The organism is Streptomyces bungoensis, from assembly GCF_001514215.1.
GTDB classification, from domain to species: domain Bacteria; phylum Actinomycetota; class Actinomycetes; order Streptomycetales; family Streptomycetaceae; genus Streptomyces; species Streptomyces bungoensis.
The window spans coordinates 374,034-397,923 of the sequence record NZ_KQ948853.1; the positions used below are offsets into that span (position 1 = coordinate 374,034).

General features: G+C 73.2%; 21 protein-coding genes. 10 read left to right on the forward strand and 11 right to left on the reverse strand.

The features are described 5' to 3' along the window. The first annotated feature begins 7 nt into the window (after positions 1-7). Positions 8-820, forward strand: a complete 813-nt coding sequence (locus tag AQJ66_RS09280; RefSeq protein WP_244162784.1) for a dioxygenase family protein — start codon at positions 8-10, stop codon at positions 818-820. Between the two features lie 35 nt (positions 821-855). Here AQJ66_RS09280 and AQJ66_RS09285 read toward each other — a convergent pair whose 3' ends face one another. Then, positions 856-1,377: a GNAT family N-acetyltransferase gene (locus tag AQJ66_RS09285; RefSeq protein ID WP_061919395.1), complete on the reverse strand. Its 522-nt coding sequence runs from the start codon at positions 1,375-1,377 to the stop codon at positions 856-858. Between the two features lie 205 nt (positions 1,378-1,582). On the opposite strand from AQJ66_RS09285, the gene AQJ66_RS09290 reads away from it, so the two are divergent. Beyond that, a complete protein-coding gene (locus AQJ66_RS09290) occupies positions 1,583-2,581 on the forward strand; it encodes a sigma-70 family RNA polymerase sigma factor (protein WP_061918997.1) in 999 nt (332 codons plus the stop codon). Positions 2,582-3,033: 452 nt separating this feature from the next. Further along, entirely contained in the window at positions 3,034-3,798 is a 765-nt protein-coding gene (locus tag AQJ66_RS09295) for a TetR/AcrR family transcriptional regulator (RefSeq protein WP_425264269.1), read from the forward strand. A gap of 370 nt (positions 3,799-4,168) precedes the next feature. Here the strand turns inward: AQJ66_RS09295 and AQJ66_RS09300 are convergent, their stop codons facing one another. After that, on the reverse strand, positions 4,169-5,167 hold the full coding sequence (locus AQJ66_RS09300) for a helix-turn-helix transcriptional regulator (protein ID WP_208611317.1): 999 nt from the start codon (positions 5,165-5,167) through the stop codon (positions 4,169-4,171). A 62-nt stretch (positions 5,168-5,229) separates the two neighbouring features. Here AQJ66_RS09300 and AQJ66_RS09305 point away from each other — a divergent pair, with 62 nt between their 5' ends. From AQJ66_RS09305 to AQJ66_RS09325, 5 genes are all read left to right on the forward strand, one after another. Beyond that, complete coding sequence (locus tag AQJ66_RS09305; RefSeq protein ID WP_061919001.1) at positions 5,230-6,747, forward strand: MFS transporter; 1,518 nt, start codon at positions 5,230-5,232, stop codon at positions 6,745-6,747. Between the two features lie 258 nt (positions 6,748-7,005). Then, a complete protein-coding gene (locus tag AQJ66_RS09310; RefSeq protein WP_061919003.1) occupies positions 7,006-7,767 on the forward strand; it encodes a DeoR/GlpR family DNA-binding transcription regulator in 762 nt (253 codons plus the stop codon). Beyond that, entirely contained in the window at positions 7,764-8,711 is a 948-nt protein-coding gene (pfkB, locus tag AQJ66_RS09315; RefSeq protein WP_061919005.1) for a 1-phosphofructokinase, read from the forward strand. The genes AQJ66_RS09310 and pfkB overlap by 4 nt, the downstream gene beginning before the upstream one ends. Before the next feature lie 303 nt (positions 8,712-9,014). Then, positions 9,015-11,090 carry a PTS fructose transporter subunit IIABC gene (locus AQJ66_RS09320; protein ID WP_061919007.1) on the forward strand — a complete coding sequence of 692 codons (2,076 nt, stop codon included), beginning with the start codon at positions 9,015-9,017 and terminating at the stop codon, positions 11,088-11,090. A gap of 99 nt (positions 11,091-11,189) precedes the next feature. Beyond that, the gene (locus AQJ66_RS09325; RefSeq protein WP_061919009.1) at positions 11,190-11,441 is read left to right on the forward strand and encodes a hypothetical protein; all 252 of its coding nucleotides are present in this window, start codon (positions 11,190-11,192) and stop codon (positions 11,439-11,441) included. Between the two features lie 31 nt (positions 11,442-11,472). Here AQJ66_RS09325 and AQJ66_RS09330 read toward each other — a convergent pair whose 3' ends face one another. The 3 genes from AQJ66_RS09330 to AQJ66_RS09340 form a co-directional block, all read right to left on the reverse strand. Further along, positions 11,473-12,219 carry a DUF6227 family protein gene (locus tag AQJ66_RS09330; RefSeq protein WP_061919011.1) on the reverse strand — a complete coding sequence of 249 codons (747 nt, stop codon included), beginning with the start codon at positions 12,217-12,219 and terminating at the stop codon, positions 11,473-11,475. A 158-nt stretch (positions 12,220-12,377) separates the two neighbouring features. Further along, positions 12,378-13,598 (reverse strand): L,D-transpeptidase, encoded by a 1,221-nt coding sequence (locus tag AQJ66_RS09335; protein WP_425264270.1) that lies wholly within the window; start codon positions 13,596-13,598, stop codon positions 12,378-12,380. Positions 13,599-13,756: 158 nt separating this feature from the next. Then, positions 13,757-14,788 (reverse strand): P1 family peptidase, encoded by a 1,032-nt coding sequence (locus AQJ66_RS09340; RefSeq protein ID WP_061919015.1) that lies wholly within the window; start codon positions 14,786-14,788, stop codon positions 13,757-13,759. Between the two features lie 84 nt (positions 14,789-14,872). Between AQJ66_RS09340 and AQJ66_RS39335 the strand changes: the two genes are divergently transcribed. Next, positions 14,873-15,049, forward strand: coding sequence for a hypothetical protein (locus tag AQJ66_RS39335; protein ID WP_167359154.1), 177 nt, complete (start codon positions 14,873-14,875; stop codon positions 15,047-15,049). A gap of 22 nt (positions 15,050-15,071) precedes the next feature. On the opposite strand, the gene mscL is transcribed toward AQJ66_RS39335, so the two are convergent. From mscL to AQJ66_RS09370, 6 genes are all read right to left on the reverse strand, one after another. Then, positions 15,072-15,530 (reverse strand): large conductance mechanosensitive channel protein MscL, encoded by a 459-nt coding sequence (gene mscL / locus AQJ66_RS09345; protein ID WP_061919017.1) that lies wholly within the window; start codon positions 15,528-15,530, stop codon positions 15,072-15,074. Positions 15,531-15,617: 87 nt separating this feature from the next. Beyond that, the gene (locus AQJ66_RS09350) at positions 15,618-16,220 is read right to left on the reverse strand and encodes a hypothetical protein (RefSeq protein ID WP_079060150.1); all 603 of its coding nucleotides are present in this window, start codon (positions 16,218-16,220) and stop codon (positions 15,618-15,620) included. Positions 16,221-16,406: 186 nt separating this feature from the next. Beyond that, positions 16,407-17,240, reverse strand: coding sequence for an S-methyl-5'-thioadenosine phosphorylase (locus AQJ66_RS09355; RefSeq protein ID WP_061919021.1), 834 nt, complete (start codon positions 17,238-17,240; stop codon positions 16,407-16,409). Between the two features lie 102 nt (positions 17,241-17,342). Then, entirely contained in the window at positions 17,343-17,657 is a 315-nt protein-coding gene (locus AQJ66_RS09360; RefSeq protein ID WP_061919023.1) for an FmdB family zinc ribbon protein, read from the reverse strand. Positions 17,658-17,724: 67 nt separating this feature from the next. Continuing rightward, positions 17,725-19,023, reverse strand: a complete 1,299-nt coding sequence (locus AQJ66_RS09365; RefSeq protein ID WP_061919025.1) for an MFS transporter — start codon at positions 19,021-19,023, stop codon at positions 17,725-17,727. A gap of 290 nt (positions 19,024-19,313) precedes the next feature. Continuing rightward, positions 19,314-20,825 (reverse strand): potassium/proton antiporter, encoded by a 1,512-nt coding sequence (locus tag AQJ66_RS09370; protein WP_061919027.1) that lies wholly within the window; start codon positions 20,823-20,825, stop codon positions 19,314-19,316. Positions 20,826-21,039: 214 nt separating this feature from the next. On the opposite strand from AQJ66_RS09370, the gene AQJ66_RS09375 reads away from it, so the two are divergent. Beyond that, entirely contained in the window at positions 21,040-23,850 is a 2,811-nt protein-coding gene (locus AQJ66_RS09375; RefSeq protein ID WP_061919029.1) for a penicillin acylase family protein, read from the forward strand. Positions 23,851-23,890 lie beyond the last annotated feature (40 nt).

Consider the following 23,890-nt stretch of genomic DNA (forward strand, 5'->3'; position numbering starts at 1 on the left):
CGCCGCCATGTCCGCCGCACCGCACGAGACGCCCGCCGCGACGCGGGAGCGCATGCCCGCCCTCTACCTGAGCCACGGCGCCCCGCCCCTCGCCGACGACCCCGTCTGGCCCGGCCAGCTCGCCGCCTGGGCCGCCGGGCTGCCCCGGCCCAAGGCGATCCTCGTCGTCTCCGCCCACTGGGAGGAGGCACCCCTCGCGCTGGGCGCGGTCGAGACCGTGCCGCTCGTCTACGACTTCTGGGGCTTCCCCGAGCACTACTACCGGGTCCGGTACGGGGCCCCCGGCGCACCGGAGCTCGCCGAGTCCGTGCGCAAGCTGCTGCGCGCCCCCGGCACCCCCGTCCAGGACATCCCCGACCGCGGCCTGGACCACGGTGCCTACGTCCCCCTCGTCGAGATGTTCCCCGACGCCGACATCCCCGTCCTGCAGATCTCCATGCCCACCCTCGACCCGGTCCGCCTGATGGACATCGGCCGCAGGCTGGCCCCGCTGCGCGACGAGGGTGTGCTGATCATCGGCTCCGGGTTCTTCACCCACAACCTCGCCGCCCTGCGGCACACCGGCGGCGGCGTGCCCGCCTGGTCCGCCGAGTTCGACGACTGGGGCCGCCGCGCCCTGGAGGCGCGCGACTGGGACACCCTGCTGGACTTCCCGCACAAGGCCCCGGCCGGCCGCTACGCCCACCCGCGCACCGAGCACTTCGCCCCGCTCTTCGTCACCCTGGGCGCGGCCGAGGCGGGCGGCGAGCCGGACGCGCAGAAGTCGGTGATCGACGGGTTCTGGATGGGGCTGGCCAAGCGGTCCGTGCAGTTCGGCTGAGCCGGACCCCGCCCGGACCGGACCCGGGGCGGGCCCTAGCCGAGTTCCTTCTCGTACCAGGCCACGTCCCAGTAGCGGCCGAACTTGCGGCCCACCTCGCGGTAGGTGCCGACGTGGTGGAAGCCGAAGCGGGAATGCAACCGCTCGGACGCCTCGTTGGGAAGGGCGACACCGGCGTAGGCCCGGTGCACGTCCTCACCGGCCAGGGCCGCGAACAGGGCGTCGTAGAGCAGCGTGCCGATCCCGCGGCGCCCGGCGTCGGGGGCGACGTACACCGAGGTCTCCACGGAGGTCACGTACGCGGGCTTCGGCCGGTAGGGGCTGGATGTGGCGTACCCCAGAATCGCCTGTGAGTCCGCGTCCGTGGCAACCATCAGGCGGTACGGGCCGTCTTCCGGGTGGGAGAGCAGCCAGGGGCGGCGCTCCCGGGCAGTGAAGACCGCCGTGTCGAAGGTGATGGCCGTCTCACGTACGTAGTGGTTGTAGATCTCCGTGAGGGCGTCAAGATCCGCCTCGGATCCCGGCCTGACCTGCACCTCTGTACGTCCGGACACCACCACGCCCCTCCGTGTGGCCGACAGGGTACTGCATGATCAGAAAAATTGAGGGGCAGGTTGGGAATTCTGTCCGGATTCCAGTCGTTGTTTCCATCGGATGCAGGGCACCCGAGGAGAGTCCCGGATAAGGGAGTCCGCGAGACCGAACCGGAGCGCCGAGCGTTCACAGGACCACCCGCCAGCCCACCATCGCAAGGGAGCACGCATGGCAACCCGCGCCGTCGCCCGTCGTAAGTCCGCCACCGGCGAGACGGCCGACTCGGCAGGCAGTGTCCGCGCCCACGCCGGCGAGATCGCCGATCGCGACCTGGTCGGCATGTACCTCGACGAGATCGCGCGTACGCCGCTGCTCGACGCCGCCAAGGAAGTCGAGCTGTCACAGACCATCGAGGCGGGTGTGTTCGCGCAGCAGGTCCTCGACGGCTTCGAGGAGTCCTCGTCGGACGCCACCCGCGAGGAGCTCGAGGCCCTGGTGGCCGCCGGTGAGCGTGCCAAGGACGTCTTCATCCGCTCCAACCTCCGCCTGGTCGTGGCGGTGGCCCGGCGCTACCCGCGCAGCGGCCTGCCGCTGCTGGACCTGATCCAGGAGGGCAACGCCGGTCTGGTGCGCGCGGTGGAGAAGTTCGACTACCGCAAGGGCTTCAAGTTCTCGACGTACGCCACCTGGTGGATCCGCCAGGCCATCACCCGCTCCATCGCCGACCAGTCCCGCACGATCCGGCTCCCCGTCCACCTGGTGGAGGAGCTGGGCCGCATCCGCCGCGTCCAGCGCGAGTTCAACCGCGAGCACGGCCGCGACCCGGAGCCCGCGGAGATCGCCGCCGAGCTCGGCTCGACGCCGGAGCGCGTGACGGACGTCCTCGACTGGTCCCGCGACCCGGTCTCGCTGAACATGTCGGTGGACGACGAGGGCGAGACCCAGTTCGGCGACCTCCTGGAGGACACCTCGGCGGTGTCGCCGGAGCAGTCGGTGCTGACCCTGCTGCGCAGCGAGGAGCTGGACGACCTGATCGGCCGCCTGGACCAGCGCACGGCCTCCATCATCAAGATGCGGTACGGCATCGAGGACGGCCGCGAGCGCACCCTGACCGAGGTCGGCAAGGAGCACGGCCTCACCCGCGAGCGCATCCGCCAGATCGAGAAGCACGCGCTGCTCGAACTGAAGAAGCTGGCCCGCCAGACCGGCTTCGACGCGGCGGCGTAACGGTTCGCGGCGGCCGGTGTGACAGGGGTGCGAAAACCGGGCGCGACGGGCGTACGGAGACCGTGTGCCGCGCACGCCCGGTGGCGGAAGACGGCGCAAACATGGCGTGGTACCGCCGCTTCAACCCCGGGGCCCGCGGGAAAAACCCTTCCGGGCCCAGGAGCAGGGCCCGAAGGACCGCACTCCCACACCCCCACACACGGTTCGCTGCACCGGTGAGCCAGGTCCCGACGCTATCCCCCCCCGGCGCCGGGACCTTCCAGGCCGGGCCCCGGCGCCTACCCCCCCCCAGGCGCCTGGGCCCGGTCTTTTCCGTGCCGGTGCTCATGCGGGGTCTCTGCGCCGGTGCCCTACACCGGTCCTGCCTGCTGAGGCGGCGGGTCACCCCGTACCTGAACCCCGGGGTGGCCCGCCGAATGGCAGATTCTGCCACACCGGCATAGCCTGCCGAGGTGAGCACCCCCCGCCCCGACCGCACCACCCCGGACCAGCCGCTTTCCGCCACCGCCCCGGCGTCCTCGGCGTCCCTCACCGAACGCCGCAAGGCCGAGACCCGGATGGTGATCGCGCGCGCCGCGGCCGCCCTCTTCGTCCGCCAAGGGCTGCGCGCCACCCGCGCGGAGGACATCGCCCAGGCGGCCGGCGTCGCGCCCCGCACCTTCTACCGTTATTTCGCCACCAAGGAGGAGGCGGTGGCCCCGCTGTACTCGGTGGGCGCCCGGCGCTGGACGGAGGCGGTCCGCGCCGCGCCGGCCGCGCTGTCCGTCCCGGAGGCCCTGCGGCACGCGGCGCAGCACACCCTCACTCCCGGGGCGGGTGTCTCCGCGGCGTCCTGGGAGTGGGTCCGCACCCTCATCCGCCTGGCCCTCACCAGCCCGGCGCTGCGCAGGGTCTGGGCCGAGGTCTGCCGCACCTCGGAGGCCGACCTCGCCGGCGTGCTGGCCGAACGGCTGGGGCGCGGCGGGCAGAGCGCCGGGGACGCGGCCCGGGGCGAGGCTGACAACGTTGCCGGACCGGCCGGGCCGGACCTCCGCTTCGCCGCGGCGGTGGCCGACGCCGCCGTCCGCGTGGCCGTGGAGTCCTGGGCAGCGACCGAGGCCCCGCCGACCGGCCCCGGCGGCCCGGCGGCCCTGGCGCTGGGCAACCTGGACGCACTGCGGGGGTTCCGGTGGGGCGGGGAGGACATCCCTCAGGGCCCCGCGGCGGGCCTCTCCTGACCACTGCCCCCGGCCCGCCGGCCCTGGGCAACCCGTAGGCGCGGCGGGGTTCCGTCGGGCGAGGGAGACACCCTCAGGGCCCCGCGGCGGGCCTCTCCTGACCACTGCCCCCGGCCCGCCGGCCCTGGGCAACCCGTAGGCGCGGCGGGGTTCCGTCGGGCGGGGGAGACACCCTCAGGGCCCCGCGGCGGGCCTCTCCTGACCACTGCCCCCGGCCCGCCGGCCCTGGGCAACCCGTAGGCGCGGCGGGGTTCCGTCGGGCGGGGGAGACACCCTCAGGGCCCCGCGGCGGGCCTCTCCTGACCGCCGCCCCGCGGCGCTCGCGGCCCTGGGCCCGCGCATTCCGGAGGCGCCACGGGGGCCGGCCGGGTCAGGTCCCGGCCTCCTGAGCCGTCTCCCGCCCGCCGCAGACCCCCGCCGCACGGCTCAGGCGGCCGCCCAGCCGGCCCACGCACTCGGCCAGTTCCGGTGGGTTCAGGACCGTGAACTCGTGTCCCACCATCGCCAGGCGCACCGCCAGCCACTCCAGCGGACCCCCGCCCGAGCCCCGCAGGACGCAGGCGTCCTCCCCGTCCGGCTCGGGCGCGCCGACGAACGCCGGGACGTGCGCGGCCACCACCTCGGCCGGTGCCGCGAAGCGGACCTCGTACGCGAACTCCCGCCGTCCCTCGAGCGACCGGCGCAGATACTCGGCCGCATCCCCGGTCGGCAGCTCCCGCGGGGTGAACCGCGCCCCGGTCGCGAACGGCTCGCTCACCCGGTCGACGCGGAACGTGCGCCAGTCCGCCCGGTCCAGGTCGTAGGCGACGAGGTACCAGCGCCGGCCCGTCGACACCAGCCGGTGCGGCTCGGTCAGCCGGCGCGACCCGCTGCCGTCCTTGGCCCGGTAGGCGAACCGCAGCCGCTCCCGGCCGGCCACCGTCGACGCCATCACGGTCAGCGTCTCCGGCGCGATGCTCGGCCCGTCCCCGCTGGTCAGCGCGGTGGTCGCGGCCTGCAGGGTGGACACCCGGTGCCGCAGCCGGGCCGGCAGCACCTGCTCCAGCTTGGCCAGCGCCCGCACCGACGCCTCGTCCACCCCCTCCACGGCGTGCCCGGCTCCGGCCCGCAGCCCGACCGCGATCGCCACCGCCTCCTCGTCGTCGAGCACCAGCGGCGGCATGGCCTTGCCGGCGATCAGCCGGTACCCGCCGTCGGCGCCCTTGGTGGCCTGCACGGGATAGCCCAGTTCGCGCAGCCGGTCGATGTCCCGCCGCACGGTCCGGCGGGACACCCCGAGCCGGCCGGCCAGCTCACCGCCGGGCCACTCGCGCGGGGTCTGGAGCAGGGAGAGCAGCTGGAGGAGCCGGGCCGGAGTGTCCGTCGTCATGTGTCCGAGGATGCCGTACCACTAGGACACGAGCTGACCTAATGCGGGCCTAGCGTGGGCGCATGACCTCCACGGAACAGACCCTCAGCGCACCGCGGACCCCGGCCGGCCCGGGCGACCGCCGACGCTGGCTCGCGCTCGCGATCGTGATGGCCGCGGCCTTCATGGACCTCGTCGACGTCACGATCGTCAACATCGCCATCCCCTCCATCCAGCGGGACGAGGGCGCCTCCGTGGGCCAGATCCAGTGGATCACCGCGGGCTACGCGCTGGCCTTCGCCGCCGGCCTGATCACCGGGGGCCGGCTCGGCGACATCCACGGCCGGAAGCGGCTGTTCCTCCTCGGGATCGCCGGCTTCACCCTGGCCTCCGCGCTGTGCGGCTTCGCGGCGAACCCCGAAATGCTGGTCGCCGCCCGCATCCTGCAGGGCGGCATGGCGGCGATGATGGTCCCGCAGGTCCTGTCGATCGTGCACGCCACCTTCCCCGCCCACGAACGCGGCAAGGTCTTCGGCCTGTTCGGCGCGATCGTCGGCCTCGGCGCGGTCTCCGGGCCACTGCTCGGCGCGCTGCTGACGGAGTGGAACCTGTTCGGCCTCGAATGGCGGCCCATCTTCCTGATCAACCTGCCGGTCGGCGTCGTCGCCCTCCTCCTCGGCCGCCGCTTCATCACCGAGTCCCGCGCGCCGAAGGCACTCAAGCTGGACCTCGTCGGCGTCGCCCTGGTGACGCTGGGCCTGCTGATGCTGCTCTACCCGCTCACCCGGGGCCGCGAGCTGCACTGGCCGGTGTGGGGGTACGTCTCGATGGCCGGCGCCTTCGGTGTCTTCGTGGCGCTGGTGGCGTACGAGCGGCGCAAGGCGGCGCGCGACGGCTCCCCGCTGGTCGAGCTGTCCCTGTTCCGCGTGAAGAGCTTCGCCGCCGGCATCGCCGTGCAGACGGTGTTCGGAGTCGCGCTCGGCATCTTCTTCCTGGTCTGGACGCTGTACATGCAGATCGGCCTGGGCTGGAGCCCGCTGCGGGCGGGGCTGACCGGGGTGCCGTTCTCGCTCGCGGTGTCGACGGCGGCCGGGCTGTCGGTGCAGAAGCTGGTGCCGCGGTTCGGCCGCAAGGTGCTCCAGGCGGGCGCGCTGGTGATGGGCGCGGGCGTCCTCCTCTACATCTGGGAGGCGCACCGGTACGGCCTGTCCATCGCCTCCTGGCAGATGGCGCTCCCGCTGGTCGTGATGGGGACCGGCATGGGCCTGATCGTCGCGCCGCTGACGGACGCGGTGCTCTCGGAGGTGCCCCGCGAGCACGCCGGGTCCGCGTCCGGCCTCATCAACACCGTGCAGCAGATGGGCAACGCGCTCGGCCTGGGGCTGGTCTCGGTGGTGTTCTTCGGGGTGATCGGCGACCGGCTCACCCGCGCGGAGGTGCGCCCTGCCTTCGTACACGCCTTCCAGCACGCGCTGTGGTGGGTCGCCGGGGTGATGGGCGTGATCTTCCTGCTGATGTCCGCCCTGCCCAAGCGGCCGGCGCAGCACGTGGAGGGAGCCGTGGCCGAGGTCGCGGCGGTGGAGAGCGCGCTGGTGGGCTGACCGAGCGGGGACCGAGCGGCAACCGAGCGGGACGGAGGCCCGAGGCCCGGCACCAGGGGTGCCGGGCCTTCGTGCTGCCCGGACGGCCTCGAAGTCCGTTCGTGCCCGAAGTCCATTCCCGGGCCCGAAGTCCGTTCATGCCCGAATGAGCCCGAAGCTGTTTACTTCGCGGATATTCAGGCGTAGCCTCACAGAGAAACCACACGTTCGGGCATGGCATCGGGCGCGGGCGGACAGCGAGTCGGAGGCGAGACGGACATGTACGCACCGGAGCGGCAGCAGGAGATCCTCCGGCTCGCCCGGGACGGCGGCCGGGTGGACGTCCTGTCGCTCGCCGAGGAGTTCCAGGTCACCGCGGAGACCATCCGCCGTGACCTGAAGGCCCTCGACCGCGCCGGCCTCGTCCGCCGGGTGCACGGCGGCGCCATTCCGGTCGGCCGCCTGGACTTCGAGCCGGACCTCGCCGAGCGCGAGTCCACCGCCGCCGGCGAGAAGGACCGCATCGCCAAGGCGGCGCTCGCCGAACTGCCGGCCGAGGGCACCCTGATCCTCGACGCCGGTACGACGGTGGCGCGGCTGGCCGCGGCCATCCCGCTGGAGGCCTCCCTCACCGTCGTCACCCACAGCCTGCCCATCGCCGCCCGCCTCGCCGACCACCCGGGCATCCAGCTCCACCTGGTCGGCGGGCGCGTCCGGCACCGCACCCGCGCCGCCGTGGACGCCTGGGCGCTGCGCGCCTACGGCGAGATCCGCGCCGACGTCCTGTTCGTCGCCGCCAACGGATTCTCCGCCGAGCACGGGCTGACCACCCCCGACCTCGCCGAGGCCGCGGTCAAGCGGGCGGCCGTCGCCGCCGCCCGCCGGGTCGTCCTCCTCGCCGACTCCGCCAAGCACGGCCAGGAGCACTTCGCCCGCTTCGGCGGCCTGGACGACGTGGACCTGCTGATCACCGACAGCGGGCTGAGCCCCGACGACGCAGCCGACATCGAGCGCGGCGGCACGGAAGTAGTACGCGCATGATCCTCACCGTCACCCCCAACCCCTCCCTCGACCGCACCTACGAGGTCCAGGCCCTCAAGCGCGGTGAGGTCATCCGTGCCGAGACCGAGCGGATGGATCCCGGCGGCAAGGGCGTGAACGTCTCGCGCGCCGTGGCCGCCGCCGGCCGGCGCACGCTCGCCGTCCTGCCCCTGGGCGGCGCGCCGGGCGCGCTCGTCTTCGAACTGCTCGACGCCCAGGGCATCGAGGTCGCGCCGGTGCCGGTCACCGGGGACACCCGCTCCAACATCGCGCTCGCCGAGGCGGACGGGGTGCTGACGAAGATCAACGCGCCGGGGCCGGAGCTCTCGGCGGCCGAGCAGGAGCAGCTCCTGGAGACCGTGCGCGAGCAGTCGCGCGACGCCGACTGGATCGCGTGCTGCGGCAGCCTGCCGCGCGGTCTCGCGCCCTCCTGGTACGCCGACGTCGTCACGCGGGCGCACGCCGGGGGCGCGCGCATCGCCCTGGACACCTCCGGGCGGGCGCTCGCGGAGGCCCTGCGCGCCCGGCCCGACGTGGTGAAGCCCAACGCCGAGGAGCTCGCCGAGGCCGTCGGACGCCCCCTGGCGACCGTGGGCGACGCGGTGAAGGCCGCCGAGGAGCTGCGCGCGATGGGCGCCCGCGCCGTCCTCGCGAGCCTGGGCGCCGACGGACAGCTCCTTGTCGACGACGCGGGCGCCTGGTTCGGCAGCGCGCACGTCGACGCCGTACGCAGCAACGTGGGCGCCGGTGACGCGGCGCTGGCCGGCTTCCTGATCGCCGGCGGCAGCGGCCCGGAGGCCCTCGCCTCCGCCGTCGCCCACGGCGCCGCCGCCGTCCAGCTCCCCGGCAGCGTCATGCCGACCCCGGCCGACCTCGACCCGGCCGCGGTGACCGTCACGACCGACATCCCCGCCGACCGCGAACTCACGGAGCCGGTGTCATGACCTCCTACGCGCCGGACGCTGTGCGCCCCGGGTCCCGGCGGCTGGGCGGACGGTCCGTGTCCGTGCCGAGCCGCGCACGCTCCTGGTTCCGGCACCCGGGTGCGCGTCCGGTGTCCGCGCCGGGCGGCGCGCCGTTACTCGCCACCCGGGCCGGCCGGCCCGGTCTCCCGGACCACCAGGCCGGCCACGGCAGGCGGGGTTTCCCCGGCTCCGCCTCCCGCACCCCAGCTCCCCCCACGGCACCCCCGTCCCCTCTCCCGCCCACGGCACTCCCCGGGCGACACGCGTGCAGAGGAGCCCGCGATGAGTGACATGATCACCGCGGACCTGGTCGACCTCGACCTGTCCGCCGACACCAAGGAAGCGGCGGCCCGCGCCCTCGCCGAGCGGATGGTCGCCCAGGGCCGGGTGACCGACCTGGACGGCTTCCTCGCCGACGTGGCCGCCCGCGAGGCGCAGATGCCGACCGGTCTCGACGGCGGCATCGGCATCCCGCACTGCCGCAGCGCCCACGTCACCGAGCCGACGCTCGCCTTCGGCCGCAGCGCCGCCGGCATCGACTTCGGCGCGCCGGACGGCCCCGCCGACCTCGTCTTCCTCATCGCCGCCCCCGCGGGCGCCGACGACGCCCACCTGACGATCCTCTCCTCCCTGGCCCGGCAGCTGATGAACACGGAGTTCACGGACGCGCTGCGCTCCGCGGACGACGCGGCCTCGGCGGCGGCGCTGATCCGCGGGGAGGAGGCGGCGGAGGCACCGGAGCCGCAGGGCGCCGCCGAGGGCGCCTCCGGTGCGGCAGGCGCCGCCGAAGACTCCGCCGCGGCTCCGGCGGCGGCCTCCGCCGGCGCCGCGGCGGACACCCCGGCCCCGGCCGCGCGGCCCTTCCGCGTCGTCGCCGTCACCTCCTGCCCGACCGGCATCGCCCACACCTACATGGCGGCCGAGTCCCTGGAGAACGCGGGCCGCGAGGCCGGCGTCGAGCTGGTCGTCGAGACGCAGGGCTCGGCCGGCTTCACCCGGCTCGACCCGGCGGTGATCGCGGCGGCGGACGGCGTGATCTTCGCCCACGACGTCCCCGTGCGCGACAAGGACCGCTTCGCGGGCAAGCCGACCGTCGACGTCGGCGTGAAGGCCGGCATCAACCGCGCGGCCGAGCTGATCACCGAGGTGCGCGGCAAGGCGGAGCGCGGCGAGGTCACCGCCGGCGCCGGCCCCGCCACCCCCGTCGAGCGGGCCGGCGACTCCACGGAGGGCTACGGCACCAAGCTCCGCAAGTGGCTGATGTCCGGCGTCAGCTACATGGTCCCGTTCGTCGCCGCGGGCGGCCTGCTCATCGCCCTCGGCTTCGCGATCGGCGGTTACAAGATCAACAAGGCACCGTCGGTGATGGACCACTTCGTGTGGACGCAGACCGACAGCTGGGGCGCCCTGCTCTTCCAGATCGGCGTCGTCGCCTTCGGCTTCCTCGTCCCGGTCCTCGCCGGTTACATCGCCTACGGCATGGCCGACCGGCCCGGCCTGGTCCCCGGCTTCGTGGGCGGCGCGATCGCCCTCACCATCAACGCCGGCTTCCTCGGCGGCCTGGCGGCCGGTCTGATAGCCGGCGGCGTGGTGATGGCCATCCAGAAGGTCGCCATCCCACCGGCGCTGCGCGGCGTCATGCCGGTGGTGGTGATCCCGCTGATCTCCTCGGCGGTCGTCGGCTTCCTGATGTTCGTCGTGATCGGCAAGCCCATCGCCGCCGCCCAGAAGGGCATGACCGACTGGCTGGGCGGCCTCACCGGCACCAACGCCGTCCTGCTCGGCGCCCTGCTCGGCCTGATGATGTGCTTCGACCTGGGCGGCCCGGTCAACAAGGTGGCCTACACCTTCGCCACGGCCGGCATCGCGGTCACCAACCCGAGCGACTCCGCGATGAAGATCATGGCCGCGGTGATGGCGGCCGGCATGGTCCCGCCGCTGGCGATGGCCCTGGCCACCACCGTCCGCGGCCGGCTCTTCACCCGCACCGAACGCGAGAACGGCAAGGCCGCCTGGGTGCTCGGACTGTCCTTCATCTCCGAGGGCGCGATCCCGTTCGCCGCGGCGGACCCGCTGCGGGTCATCCCCTCCGCGATGGTCGGCGGCGCGCTCACCGGCGCCCTGTCGATGGCCTTCGGCGCCACCCTGCGCGCCCCGCACGGCGGCATCTTCGTGGTCCCGCTGATCGGCAACCCGTTCCTCTACCTGATCGCCATCGCGGCCGGCGTCTGCGTCACCACCGGCCTGGTCGTCCTCCTCAAGGGCCTGCGCAAGCCGGCCCCGGAGGCCACGGCGGCCGACTCCGCCGCGGGCGCGGCCGGTGCGGCGGGGGAGAGGAAGCAGCCGGTCGCCGCATAGCCCGGTGTCCCTTTGGTGAGCTGTGGGTCGTTCACCTCACTTGCGAGATACGTCACGGTCCGGGACCACAGTCCCGGACCGTGGTGTTCACTGGATCCCATGCCCCAGCACGTGTCGACCCTCCAGCTGATCGGCGCCGCCGCCCTCACGGTGGCGGGCGTCGTCTGGGCCGTCGTCGTGACGCGCCTGCTGCGCCGCGCACGCGTCGAGGCCGCCGGCCGGTACGCCGCCGCCACCCTGGCGGCCCTCCCGCCCCAGCGCCAGGCCGGCCCCGCCCGCGAGTCCGTCGAGCTGACCTCGGCGGAACGGGACGCCTTCGCGGGCCTGGTACGACTGCTGCGCGACCGCTGACGGCCTCCCCGCCCCCTGTGTCTGCCGCGCCCTACGCCTGACGTGCCGCGCGGCGCTCCATCGCCCCGCGCGCCGCGGCCTCCGTCGCGTACACCTCGCACATGTGCCGCCCGTCGGGCGTCGCCGTGTGCTCGACCTCCCACAGGGAGACCTCCCGGCCGTCCGGCAGCAGGAACGCGTGCTCGTACAGCGCGTAGCTCAGCCCCGCGCGGACGGTCCGGCCGGGCCGCCCGAACGCCTGGGTGATCTGGTGCCCGGCGGCCGTCGCCAGCAGTGCCGCCAGCTCCGCGTCCGGCCGGTCGGGGTTCTCGGCGCGGCGCAGCAGCCGGCGCGCGTGGTCCGCCGAGTCCTCCGGCGCGTACACGTGCCGCGGCTCGGGGATCGCGGAGAGCTGCAGCAGCACCGGCAGCTCGAAGTCCGGGGTCTCCGGCGGCAGCGGGAGCCGCGCGGTGGCCGCGTGCAGTTCCTCGTCGTCGCTGTACAGCTCGTGCTGCGCCTCGCCGCCCGGCGCCGTGTTGTGCACGAGCTCCCACAGGGTCACCGCCGAGCCGTCGGCGAGCAGCCAGGTGTGCCGGTACGTCTCGCGGTGCAGGCCCGCGCTGTGGTGCGCGGAGTGCAGGGAACTGTCGTGGGCCAGCGCGCAGTCGAGCCGGCCCAGCACCTCGTCGGGCAGCTCGAAGGAGTTCAGGGCACGGCCGAGGAGCCGCGCGAGGTGCTCCTCCGGAGACTCGGGCGACTCGGCGGGTTCGTACGCTGCCGTCTCGTACGGAACGCTCAAGGTTTCTCCCGGCGTTGCTGCATGTCACCTTGTGGGTGCATACCGTAGCCCCTCGGTCGGACATCGTGTCCGGGATACCGAGAAAACGTCTGCCGGGAAAACGCGAGAGCCGCGCGAAAAGTTCCCGCGCGGCCTCACAGGGCGTCAAAACAAGCCGGTCAGACGGCACTTCCGGCGGTCCAGGCGCTCCAGGACAGGTTCCAGCCGTTGAGGCCGTTGTCCGGGGCGACCGTCTTGTCGGGGGAGTTCTTGACGATCACGACGTCCCCGATGAGGGAGTTGTCGTAGAACCACTTGGCGGGCGTGGCGCCCTGGCCCCCCTGCTCGTCCGCCATGCCGACGCAGCCGTGACTGGTGCCCTCCCGGCCGAAGGGCGGGTTGCCCCGGTTGTACCAGTAGTTGCCGTGGATGAAGGTGCCGCTGTTCGTCAGGCGCATGGCGTGCGGCACGTCCGGGATGTCGTACTCGCCGCCCAGGTCGACCGTCCTGCTGTCCATCCGGGTCTGGGCGAACTTCTCCGCGATCACCATCTGCCCGTTGTACGTGGTGTGGTCCGGGCTGCCAGTGGAGACCGGCACCGTCTTCACCGTGGCGCCGTCCCGGACCACCGTCATGGTCTGGGTCCTGACGTCGACGGTGGAGACCTGCGACCGGCCGACGGTGAAGGTCACCGTCTTCCTCTGCACGCCGTAGACGCCCTGCGCGCCCTGCACGCCGTCCAGGTCGATCCTCATCGTGACCTTGGAGCCGGCCTTCCAGTACTCCTGCGGGCGGAAGTCGAGCCGCTGCGTGCCGAACCAGTGCCCGGCCACCTGCTGGCCGCTGCTGGAGGTGACCGTGATGTGCGACTGCACGGCCTTCCTGTCGGTGATCGCCTTGTCGAAGGTGAACGACACCGGCATGCCCACGCCGACCGTGGTGCCGTTGTCCGGCGTGTACGTGCCGATGAAGCTGTTGGCCGAGGTGACGGTGGTGAAGATGGAGTTGGCCGCGGCGGCACGGCCGTTCGCGTCCTTCGCCTGCGCCGCGATCTCGTACTTCGTGCCGCGCTCCAGCTGCTCCTTCGGCTTCCAGGTGCTGCCGTCCGTGGATATCGTCCCCGGCACGGCCTGTCCGGAGCCCGCGACGGTCATCTTCACCGCGGTCAGCTTCCCGCCGCTGACCTTCACCCCGGTGGAGTTGATGGACGCGCCCGTCGAGCCGTCCTCGGCCGAGATCCGGATGGTGGCCGTCGAGGTCCTGGAGGAGGTGCCGCCGCCCTTGCCGCCGGCGTCGTCGGCGCTGGCGGCGCCGCCGCAGGCGGTGAGGGTGAGGGTGCCGACCATCAGGGCGGCACAGGCCCCCAGTACGCGCCGCGCTGCAATGTCCGGCGTTGTCACGGGCTGCTCCCTGTACGTGTGATGTGCGTGATCCGTTCCAGTGCGTGGAGAAGGATGGCCCGGGCAGCCCGGGAGGTTCCCGCCGACGCCCCGGCAACCGCGTCACGTGACACAACCGCGACATCCACCGCACCACCGTGACCTTGCGGACCGCTCGGCTACGGCCGCCCGTACAGCTCCCCGTACGACGGCCACGCTCCGCCCGGACCGGCCACCGGCTCGGCGGCGCGCACGGCGCGCACGATCGCGCGCGTCACGAGATCGGCGCCGGCCGCGAGGACGTCGTCGAGCGCCGTCGGGCCCTCGCCGCCGAGCGGGCGGGCGCCCGTCGCCAGGGTGAACACCGTGTCGCCGTCGTGCATCAGGTGCACCGGCCGGACGGCGCGCGCGATGCCGTCGTGCGCCGTGCCCGCCAGCTTCTGCGCCTGCGCCCTGGTGAGGACGGCGTCGGTCGCGACCACCGCGAGCGTCGTGTTGAGCGGCGGGACCGGGTTCCGCGACGCGGCCTCGTCCAGACGCCGGCGCGCCGCCTCGTGCACCCGCGCGTCCGGGTACCGCACCGGCCCCTGGAACAACTCGCCGTACAGCACACCGGTTTCCGGAGCCGCCACGGCTCCCACCGCGTTCACGACGGCCAGCGCGGCCACGGTGATCCCGGAGCCGAGCACCGTGCTCGCGGTCCCCACCCCGCCCTTGAGGCCCCCCGCCACCGCTCCGGTGCCGGCCCCCACGCAGCCCTCCGGCACCGGCGCACCGGGCGGGCTCGCCGCGGCCGCCTCGACCGCCGCGCGGCCGGTCGCCGCGTCCGGGCGCGCCCGGAAGTCCCCGCCCCGCCCCAGGTCGAAGACGCAGGCGGCGGGCACCACCGGCACGACGTGCCTCGGATCCGGGCCCACCGGCACCCCGCGCCCGCGCTCCTCGAGCCAGGCCATGACGCCGGAGGCCGCGTCCAGCCCGTACGCGCTGCCCCCGGTCAGCACCACGGCGTCGACCTTCTGCACCAGGTTGCGCGGATCGAGGGCGTCGGTCTCCTTGGTGCCGGGACCGCCGCCGCGCACGTCCACGGCGGCCACGGCGCCGCCCTCGGGCGCGAGCACGACCGTGGTGCCGGTGAGCCAGCCGTCCCCGGCGCGGGTGGCGTGCCCCACGCGCAGCCCGGCCACATCCGTCAAGGCGTCAACAACTGTCATGGGGGCCAGTCTGGCCGACCCGTCACGGCCCTCCGCGGCGGCGCTCGGCCCGGGGCCGGCGGCACCGGGCCGTACCCTGGAGGTATGAGTACGACCCCTGCGGCCGAGCCGCGCGACCCGAAGGCCGCGCTGGTCTTCGACGACCCGCTGAGCCAGCAGTCCTCGGACGACACCGACCGCGGGTGGGGCGAGCGCGCGGACCGTGACAGCGCCGCCGATCTGCGGCGCTTCCTGGACGAGAAGCCGCCCCACCACCTGTGAGCCCGCCGCGCGGCGGCCGCCGCTAGCGCTCGCCGCGGCCCGCGGTGCGCCGGGCGACCAGTTCGTCGCGGATCTCCTTGAGGACCTCCAGCTCGGTCACCTGGACGACCTCGTGCGTACCCTCGCGCGCGGCCTTGCGGGCCGCCTGCCGCGCCAGGTACCTCGACATGGGCAGCACCATGAGGAAGTACACGACCGACCCCGTGATCAGGAAGGTCAGGGTGGCGCCGAGGACGGATCCCCACATCAGCTGGATGCCGTGCGTGCCCTTGCAGGTGGTGCTCAGGCACGTGCTGTAGGCGTCCAGGTTCTGGGTGCCGATCGTGCCGACCAGCGGGTTGATTATCCCCTTCACCACCGCGTTGACGATGTTCGTGAAGGCGGCGCCGATGACCACCGCGACCGCCAGATCGACGACGTTGCCGCGCATCAGGAAGGCCTTGAAGCCCTGCCAGACGCTCGGTTCCTTCTTTGCGCTCACCTCGGGGACTCTCCTCGCATGCACAGGCTGTGGAACGAAACGCTCCGCAACCTACGGCACGGTGACACCACCGTGTCCAGTCCCGGCTCAGCACAGCGTCACCGCCAGCCGGGCCGTGGCGCTCGCGCCGACCACCCGCGCCGCCGAGGCGCGCGGCACCGCCAGCACGACCAGCGCGCCGCTCTCCGCCGCGCCCTCCAGGGGTTCGGGCACCTTCGTCACCCGCACACCGCGGGCGAGCACCCGGGCGCCGCCTCCGGTCGACGGGTCCTCGGCGGCGATGACGTCGACCCGGTCACCGGGCCGCAGCAGCCGGACGGCCGCGGCGTCGGCGATCCGCACCGGCGCCGTCACCACGTCCGCCGCGGGCCGGCGTACCGGCCGCTCGACCGGGTGGCCGCGGGCCCGGTCGTCGCGGGCCGGCTGCGGCGCGGCCCGTGGCCCCGCCGCCACGAGCGCCGCCGCGGCCACGGCCAGCCCGGCCACGAGGGCTCCCCGGCGCCGCCGTACGAGCCGTTGCAGCCCGTACCGCCCGTCGCGCACCCGCACCGGGGCGAAAGGCGGCACCTCGCTCGTCGCGGGAGCGTCCGTGCCCAGCGGGTGCGGGAGCCGGAACGGGCTCCCGGACGGCGCGGGGGGAGACGGGTGGGGGGAGGGTGGACGGGGGGCGGACGACGGGGTCAAGGGCATGGGGATCACCGCCTGCGACGAGGAGTTCGGCCTGCGATGCCACGATGACGCCTCGCGCCGAAGCCCGCCGGAGCCGGTGCGCTACTCACCGGTTGTGGAAAACTCGCTCACCCGGAAGGGCAGAGCCACCGGGGCGCACCCCCGCGGACCCACCGCACGCCGGGGCCGCGCCCCCACGTCAGGGCACTACGGCAGGGGGAACCCCGGGTCCATCCCGCCCAGCGCGTTCACGCACAGGCAGTCCCGCGCCCCGCTCCCCGGCAGCGCGGCCACCGCGTCGAACAGCACCCCGCGCAGCCGGTCCACGTTGGCCGCGAACACCTGGAGCACCTCCTCGTGCGAGACGCCCTCGCCGGTCTCCACGCCGGCGTCCAGGTCCGTGACCAGGGTCAGCGAGGTGTAGCAGAGCTCCAGTTCCCGGGCGAGCGCGGCCTCCGGGTGCCCGGTCATGCCGACCACCGACCAGCCCTGCGCCTGGTGCCACAACGATTCGGCACGGGTGGAGAAGCGCGGCCCCTCGACCACGACCAGCGTGCCGCCGTCCACCGGCTCCCAGTCCCGGCCGCGCGCCGCCTTCAGCGCGGCGGCCCGGCCGGCGGGGCAGTACGGGTCGGCGAGCGACACGTGCACCACGTTGGGCACCGTGCCGTCGGGCAGCGGCAGCCCGTCGAAGTACGTCTGCGCCCGGGACTTCGTCCGGTCCACGAACTGGTCCGGCACCAGCAGGGTGCCCGGGCCGTACTCGGGGCGCAGCCCGCCCACCGCGCACGGGCCGAGGACCTGGCGGACGCCGACCGAGCGCAGCGCCCAGAGGTTGGCGCGGTAGTTGATCCGGTGCGGCGGCAGGTGGTGGCCGCGCCCGTGCCGGGGCAGGAAGGCCACCCGCCGGCCGGCGATCTCGCCGAGGAACAGGGAGTCGCTGGGCTGCCCGTAGGGGGTGTCCACCTGGACTTCGGTCACGTCCTCGAGGAACGAGTAGAAACCCGAGCCCCCGATCACGCCGATCTCTGCGTTCGCCATGGCCAGCACACTAGCTGGCCGCGTACGCACCCGGGGAGCCGGTGCCGCGGGTGCACCGAAGGCCCCGCCGTCGTACGACGACAGGGCCCGGAAGCGACGGGGTCAGGCCGCGGAGGTGCCGGTGGAACCGGACGACGACGAGGGCGTGGACGCCGCGGGCGCCGACGAGGTCGTCGAGGACGACTTCGAGTCGGACGAGGAGCCGGACGGCTTGGACGCCGGGCTGCTGCTCGACGTGGAGCCGCGGGAGTCGTTGCGGTAGAAGCCGGAGCCCTTGAAGACGATGCCGACCGCGGAGAACACCTTCTTCAGGCGGCCACCGCAGCTGGGGCACTCCGTGAGGGCGTCGTCGGTGAACTTCTGCACCGCCTCGAGGCCCTCGCCGCACTCGGTGCACTGGTACTGGTAGGTCGGCACTGTCTTCCTCCTGGCACTCTCACTCGATGAGTGCTAACGACGATCCATAGTGACGTATTCCGGGGAATCAGTCCACCGTCACCGGCACGCGGTGACCGACGCCACGCGCCACGGTCCGGTTCGGGGACCCCGTGGCCAGCCGCGACCGCTGGGTCACCAGGGTGGCCAGCGCGAGCAGGGTGCCGGTCATCGGGACCAGGAAACCCGCACCCTGCCACAGCCGGTCCTCCAGCTGGCCGGCGACCGTGACGGCGGCGGCCTGGCCGAGGGCGACGGCGCCGGTCAGCCAGGTGAACGCCTCGGTCCGGGCGCCGGCCGGGACCAGCCCCTCGACCAGCGTGTAGCCGGTGATCAGGGACGGCGCGATGCAGGAGCCGACCAGCAGGCCGAGCGCGGCCAGCAGCAGTACCGAGTGCGCCGTCCACAGCGCGGACGCGGTCAGCGCGAGGGCCGCGTAGCCCACCACCAGCCGCCGCTGCGGGGCCACCTTCCAGGCGATCGCGCCGCAGGCGACGCCGGAGAGCATGTTGCCCGCGGCGAAGACCCCGTACAGGACGCCGTTCAGGCCGGGCTCGCCGATCGACTCGGTGAACGCCGCCAGCGACACCTGCATGCCGCCGAAGACCGAGCCGATGCCGAGGAACGTCACGACCAGGACGCGCACGCCCGGCACCCGCAGCGCGGACGCGTGCCGCACGCGCGCGTGCCCGGCCGAAGCCGTCGCCGGCGGCTGGGTGCTCCTCTGCGCGGCGAACAGCAGACCGCCGACGAGCGTCAGCCCGGCCTCCGTGACCAGGCCCGCGGCCGGAGCCGCGGTGGTGCACAGCGCGGTCGCCAGCAGCGGCCCGAAGACGAAGGTCAGCTCGTCGGTGACGGACTCGAAGGCCGCCGCCGTCGTCATCAGCGGGGAGCCCTGGAGCGTCACGCCCCAGCGGGCGCGCACCATCGGGCCGACCTGGGGCACCGACGCGCCGGTGGGCACGGCCGCCGCGAACAGCGCCCACAGGGGCGCGTGGGCCAGCGCGAGCGCCGTGAGGGACAGGCCCGACAGGGCGTGCACCAGGACGCCCGGGACCAGCACGGCGCGCTGGCCGTAGCGGTCGGCGAGGCGGCCGCTGTACGGCGCGAACAGCGCCATGGACACACCGGTGGCGGCCGCGGCGGCGCCGGCCGCGCCGTAGGAGCCGGTGGTGTGCTGCACGAGCAGCACGATGGAGATCGTGAGCATCGCGAACGGCTGGCGCGCCGCGAAGCCGGGGAGCAGGAACGTCCAGGCGCCGCGGGTGCGCAGCAGCTGTCCGTATCCCGGACGGGACGACGCCGACGGCGAGGTCCTCGCCGGTCCGGTGGTGACCGTGGATCCCACGGCCGTGCCTTTCCGCCGCCTGGTAGCGCGGGCCGCGTACGGGCCCGGGCGCCGAGAGCTGTCCTCTTGCGCGGACTGCGGTAGATACCGGCGCCCACCGGGGGTGGGAGCGACACGGCCGCCATACGGTCGCGCCAGCTCTGCGTCAGGCAGAGTTGGTTCGATCAGGGTGCGGCCTTCATGGTACAGGGATCACGGGGCCGTCAGCCTGTGAAAACGAGCACCACGTCGCTCGCCACCTGGGATTACGGGCGGTGTGAACCGGACGAAACGTCCTCGTGACGTGCCCCTCAGCGCGAGCCGCCGGCCCCCGCGCCGTTCGTGCCCAGCCAGCCGGCCAGCTTGCCGCCGTGGGCCACCGCGCGCAGGCGCCGTTCCGCCGCGTCGCGGACGGGGTCGGTGGCGACCACCAGGAGTTCGTCGTCGCGCCGCAGCACGGTCGTGGGCAGCGGGACGAACGATTTCCCCTCGCGGACCACGAGGGTCACGGCGGCCCCGGCCGGCAGCCGCAGCTCGTTGACCTCGACGCCGTGCATCCGCGAGCCCTCGGGGACGGAGACGGACAGCAGATGGCCGCGCAGCCGCTCCAGGGGGGCGGACTCGATGCCGAGGTCGGACGCCTCGCCCTGCTCGCCCAGCCGCAGGGTGCGCGCGAGCCAGGGCAGGGTCGGGCCCTGCAGCAGGGTGTAGACGACGACCAGCACGAAGACGATGTTGAAGATGCGGCGGCTGCCCGTGACGCCGTTCACCATGGGGATGGTCGCCAGGATGATGGGCACGGCGCCGCGCAGCCCGGCCCACGACATCAGCGCCTGCTCCGGCCACGGCACCCGGAACGGGGTGAGGCTGAGCACCACGCCCAGCGGGCGGGCCACCATGGTGAGCACCAGCCCGATCACGAGCGCGGGCACCACGTCGTCGCCCAGCTCGTGCGGGGTGACGAGCAGGCCGAGCAGGACGAACATGCCGATCTGGGCGATCCAGCCGAGCCCCTCGGCGAAGCCGCGCGTGGCGGGCCAGTGCGGGAGCTTGGCGTTGCCGAGCGTCATCGACGCCAGGTAGACGGCGAGGAAGCCGCTGCCGTGCGCGAGGGCGCCGCCCGCGTAGGCCGCGACGGCGATCGCCATGACGGCGATCGGGTACAGGCCGGAGGCGGGCAGCGCGACGTGCTTCAGGCCCCAGGAGCCGAACCAGCCCACGGCGCACCCGATGATCGCGCCGATGGCCAGTTCCAGGAGTATCTCGCCCACCAGCACGTACCAGTGCTCGACCGGGCCGGCCGTGGAGAACGCCACGACCAGGATGACCACCGGGGCGTCGTTGAAGCCGGACTCCGCCTCCAGCGTGCCCGTCACGCGCGCGGGGAGGGGGATTCTCCGCAGGACGGAGAACACGGCCGCCGCGTCCGTCGAGGAGACGACCGCGCCGATGATGAGCGACTGCCGCCACTCCAGCCCGACCAGGTAGTGCGCGCCGGCCGCCGTGACGCCGACGCTGACCGCGACCCCCGCGAGCGCCAGCGCGGAGGCGGCGGGCAGGACCGGCCGGATCTCATTCCACTTCGTGCCCAGACCGCCCTCGGCCAGGATCACGACCAGGGCCGCGTACCCCATGACCTGGGTCAGCTCGGCGTTGTCGAAGTGGATGTGGCCGATGCCGTCCTGGCCCATGAGGATGCCGATCCCCAGGTACACGAGCAGGCTGGGGAGCCCGCTGCGCGAGGAGATCCGGACGGCCGCCACGGCGACGAGGAGAACGAGGGAGCAGGCGAGCAGGAGCTGGTTGAGGTGGTGAACAGTCAGCGGCGTTTCCTCCCCTTGCGTGTCCGGGCGAGCACCCGGTTACTTCATTAGCCTACCTAACTCTTGACGCTTTCTTGACGCTTTCCCGGGCAAGATCGAACGTCCGTCCGCGCCGGGACCCGACTCCGCGTCAAGTGCGATTCGGCCCTGCGCCTATGGTTGCTCCAGCACTCCAGGACCGCCTGCCGCTCGCGTTAGGACAGCAAGGACAGCGATGCCCCCCAACACCACCGCCTCAACGGGTGACAAGCCCGGCAAGTCCGGCAGGAAGAAGGGGCGCAAAGCCCGACTTATCGTGCTCGTGCTGGTGCTGGCCGTCATCGCGTGCGTCGCCGGCGGGGCGTACTGGTCGATCAGCACCGTCCGCGCCTCCTTCCCGCAGACCAAGGGATCGATCACGCTCGACGGCCTGTCGGGCCCGGTCGACGTCAAGCGGGACGGCAACGGCATCCCGCAGATCTACGCCTCGTCCGACCAGGACCTGTTCATGGCGCAGGGCTACGTCCAGGCGCAGGACCGGTTCTACGAGATGGACGTGCGCCGGCACATGACCTCCGGGCGCCTGTCGGAGATGTTCGGCAAGAGCCAGGTCAAGAACGACGAGTTCCTGCGCACCCTCGGCTGGGACCGGATCGCCAGGAAGGAGTACGACACCAAGCTGTCGGACTCCACGAAGAAGTACCTCGACGCGTACGCCAAGGGGGTCAACGCCTACCTCCAGGGCAGGGACGGCAAGGACATCTCCCTGGAGTACGCGGCCCTGGGCTTCGCCAACGACTACAAGCCGCAGAAGTGGACCCCGGTCGACTCCGTCTCCTGGCTGAAGGCGATGGCCTGGGACCTGCGCGGCAACATGCAGGACGAGATCGACCGCGCCCTGATGACCAGCCGCCTCGGCCCGCAGCAGATCCAGGACCTGTACCCGGAGTACCCGTACAGCCGCAACAAGCCGATCGTCCAGGAAGGCCAGTACGACGACCTGGCCGGGGCCTTCCGCCAGAGCGGCGCCACGGGCTCCGCCCAGGGCGCCCCCGGCTCCACCCAGGGCACCACGGGCTCCGCCCGGGGCACCACGGGTGCGAGCGGCACCTCCGGCACCTCCACCTCGTCCAGCACCGGTTCGGCCCTCACGAGCCAGCTGGCGGGCCTCTACAAGGTCCTGGACGACGTCCCCCCGGCCGTCGGCGTGAACGGCCAGGGCATCGGCTCCAACTCGTGGGTCGTCGGCGGGAAGTACACCATCACCGGCAAGCCGCTGCTCGCCAACGACCCGCACCTGTCGGCGTCGCTGCCGTCCGTCTGGTACCAGATGGGCCTGCACTGCCGCACCGTCTCCAGCACCTGCCAGTACGACGTCACCGGCTACACCTTCGCCGGCATGCCCGGTGTGATCATCGGGCACAACGCGGACATCGCCTGGGGCATGACCAACTCCGGGGTCGACGTCACCGACCTCTACCTGGAGAAGGTCACCGCGAACGGCTACCAGTACGACGGCAAGGTGCGGCCCTTCAGGACCCGCGAGGAGACCATCAAGGTCGCCGGCGGCGCCGCCAAGAAGATCGTCGTCCGCCAGACCCAGGACGGCATGCCCCTGTTGTCCGACCGTGACGACGAACTCGTCCAGGTGGGCCGGAAGGCCGCCGTCAACACCGCCGCGCCCGACCGCGGCGACGGCTACGGCATCGCCCTGAGGTGGACCGCGCTCGACCCGGGCACCTCCATGGACGCCGTCTTCGCCCTGGACAGGGCGGCCGGCTGGAGCGACTTCCGCGCCGCGGCGGCCCTGTTCGACGTGCCCTCGCAGAACCTGATCTACGCCGACACCGACGACCACATCGGCTACACGCTGCCGGGCCGGATCCCCACCCGCTCCTCCGTGGACGACGGCGCCATCCCGGCGCCGGGCTGGGACTCGAAGTACAAGTGGACCGGCTTCGTCAAGCAGGACGAGCTGCCCTACGAGTACAACCCGAAGCGCGGCTACATCGTCACCGCCAACCAGGCCGTGATCGACCAGGACAAGTACCCGTACACGCTGACCACCGACTGGGGCTACGGCACCCGCAGCCAGCGCATCACCGACCTGATCGAGTCCAAGATCAAGGACGGCGGCAAGATCTCCACCGACGACATGCGGCAGATGCAGCTGGACAACAGCAGCGAGATCGCCAAGCTCCTGGTGCCAAAGCTGCTGAAGATCAACATCGACGACAAGGACGTCCGCCAGGCGCAGAAGCTGCTCGAGGGCTGGGACTACACCCAGGAGGCGGACTCCGCGGCGGCCGCCTACTTCAACGCCGTCTGGCGCAACGTCCTCAAGCTCGCCTTCGGCAACAAGCTCCCCAAGGAGCTGCGCGTCAAGGGCCAGTGCCTGTGGGTCGACAAGATCGACAGCACCGGTCCGGTGGACGACGACACCAAGGTGCGCGAGTGCGGCGAGCGCGACGCCGACCAGGCCCAGCCCGACGGCGGCGACCGCTGGTTCGAGGTGGTGCGCAAGCTGATGGACAAGCCGGACAGCGATTGGTGGAAGGCTCCCAAGACGGGCACCCGTCCCGAGGCCACCGACCGGGACACGCTGTTCAAGCGGGCCATGATCGACGCCCGCTGGGAGCTGACCGCCAAGCTCGGCAAGGACATCGACACCTGGAGCTGGGGCCGGCTGCACCGCCTGTTCCTGAAGAACCAGACCCTCGGCACCGAGGGCCCGGGCATCCTGCAGTACGTCCTCAACCGCGGCCCCTGGAAGCTCAGCGGCGGCGAGGCCACCGTGGACGCGACCGGCTGGAACGCCGCCGGCGGCTACGGCGTCGTCTGGGTGCCGTCCATGCGGATGGTGGTCAACCTCGCCGACCTCGACAAGTCCAGGTGGATCAACCTCACCGGCGCCTCCGGGCACGCCTACAGCGCCCACTACACCGACCAGACCGACAAGTGGGCCAAGGGCGAGCTGCTGCCCTGGTCGTTCTCGGACAAGGCGGTCGACCGGAGCACGAGCGACACCCTCGTCCTGAAGCCGTGAGCCACTGACGGCACGACGGGAAACGGCCCTCCACGCGCGC

What these genes read in the sequence shown, in the direction of transcription:
- AQJ66_RS09280 (WP_244162784.1), top strand. Translation starts at nt 8, where the DNA reads ATGTCCGCCGCACCGCACGAGACGCCCGCCGCGACGCGGGAGCGCATG.
- AQJ66_RS09290 (WP_061918997.1), top strand. Translation starts at nt 1,583, where the DNA reads ATGGCAACCCGCGCCGTCGCCCGTCGTAAGTCCGCCACCGGCGAGACG.
- AQJ66_RS09300 (WP_208611317.1), bottom strand. Translation starts at nt 5,167, where the DNA reads ATGACGACGGACACTCCGGCCCGGCTCCTCCAGCTGCTCTCCCTGCTC.
- AQJ66_RS09305 (WP_061919001.1), top strand. Translation starts at nt 5,230, where the DNA reads ATGACCTCCACGGAACAGACCCTCAGCGCACCGCGGACCCCGGCCGGC.
- AQJ66_RS09310 (WP_061919003.1), top strand. Translation starts at nt 7,006, where the DNA reads ATGTACGCACCGGAGCGGCAGCAGGAGATCCTCCGGCTCGCCCGGGAC.
- pfkB (WP_061919005.1), top strand. Translation starts at nt 7,764, where the DNA reads ATGATCCTCACCGTCACCCCCAACCCCTCCCTCGACCGCACCTACGAG.
- AQJ66_RS09320 (WP_061919007.1), top strand. Translation starts at nt 9,015, where the DNA reads ATGAGTGACATGATCACCGCGGACCTGGTCGACCTCGACCTGTCCGCC.
- AQJ66_RS09325 (WP_061919009.1), top strand. Translation starts at nt 11,190, where the DNA reads ATGCCCCAGCACGTGTCGACCCTCCAGCTGATCGGCGCCGCCGCCCTC.
- AQJ66_RS09340 (WP_061919015.1), bottom strand. Translation starts at nt 14,788, where the DNA reads ATGACAGTTGTTGACGCCTTGACGGATGTGGCCGGGCTGCGCGTGGGG.
- AQJ66_RS39335 (WP_167359154.1), top strand. Translation starts at nt 14,873, where the DNA reads ATGAGTACGACCCCTGCGGCCGAGCCGCGCGACCCGAAGGCCGCGCTG.
- AQJ66_RS09350 (WP_079060150.1), bottom strand. Translation starts at nt 16,220, where the DNA reads ATGCCCTTGACCCCGTCGTCCGCCCCCCGTCCACCCTCCCCCCACCCG.
- AQJ66_RS09355 (WP_061919021.1), bottom strand. Translation starts at nt 17,240, where the DNA reads ATGGCGAACGCAGAGATCGGCGTGATCGGGGGCTCGGGTTTCTACTCG.
- AQJ66_RS09375 (WP_061919029.1), top strand. Translation starts at nt 21,040, where the DNA reads ATGCCCCCCAACACCACCGCCTCAACGGGTGACAAGCCCGGCAAGTCC.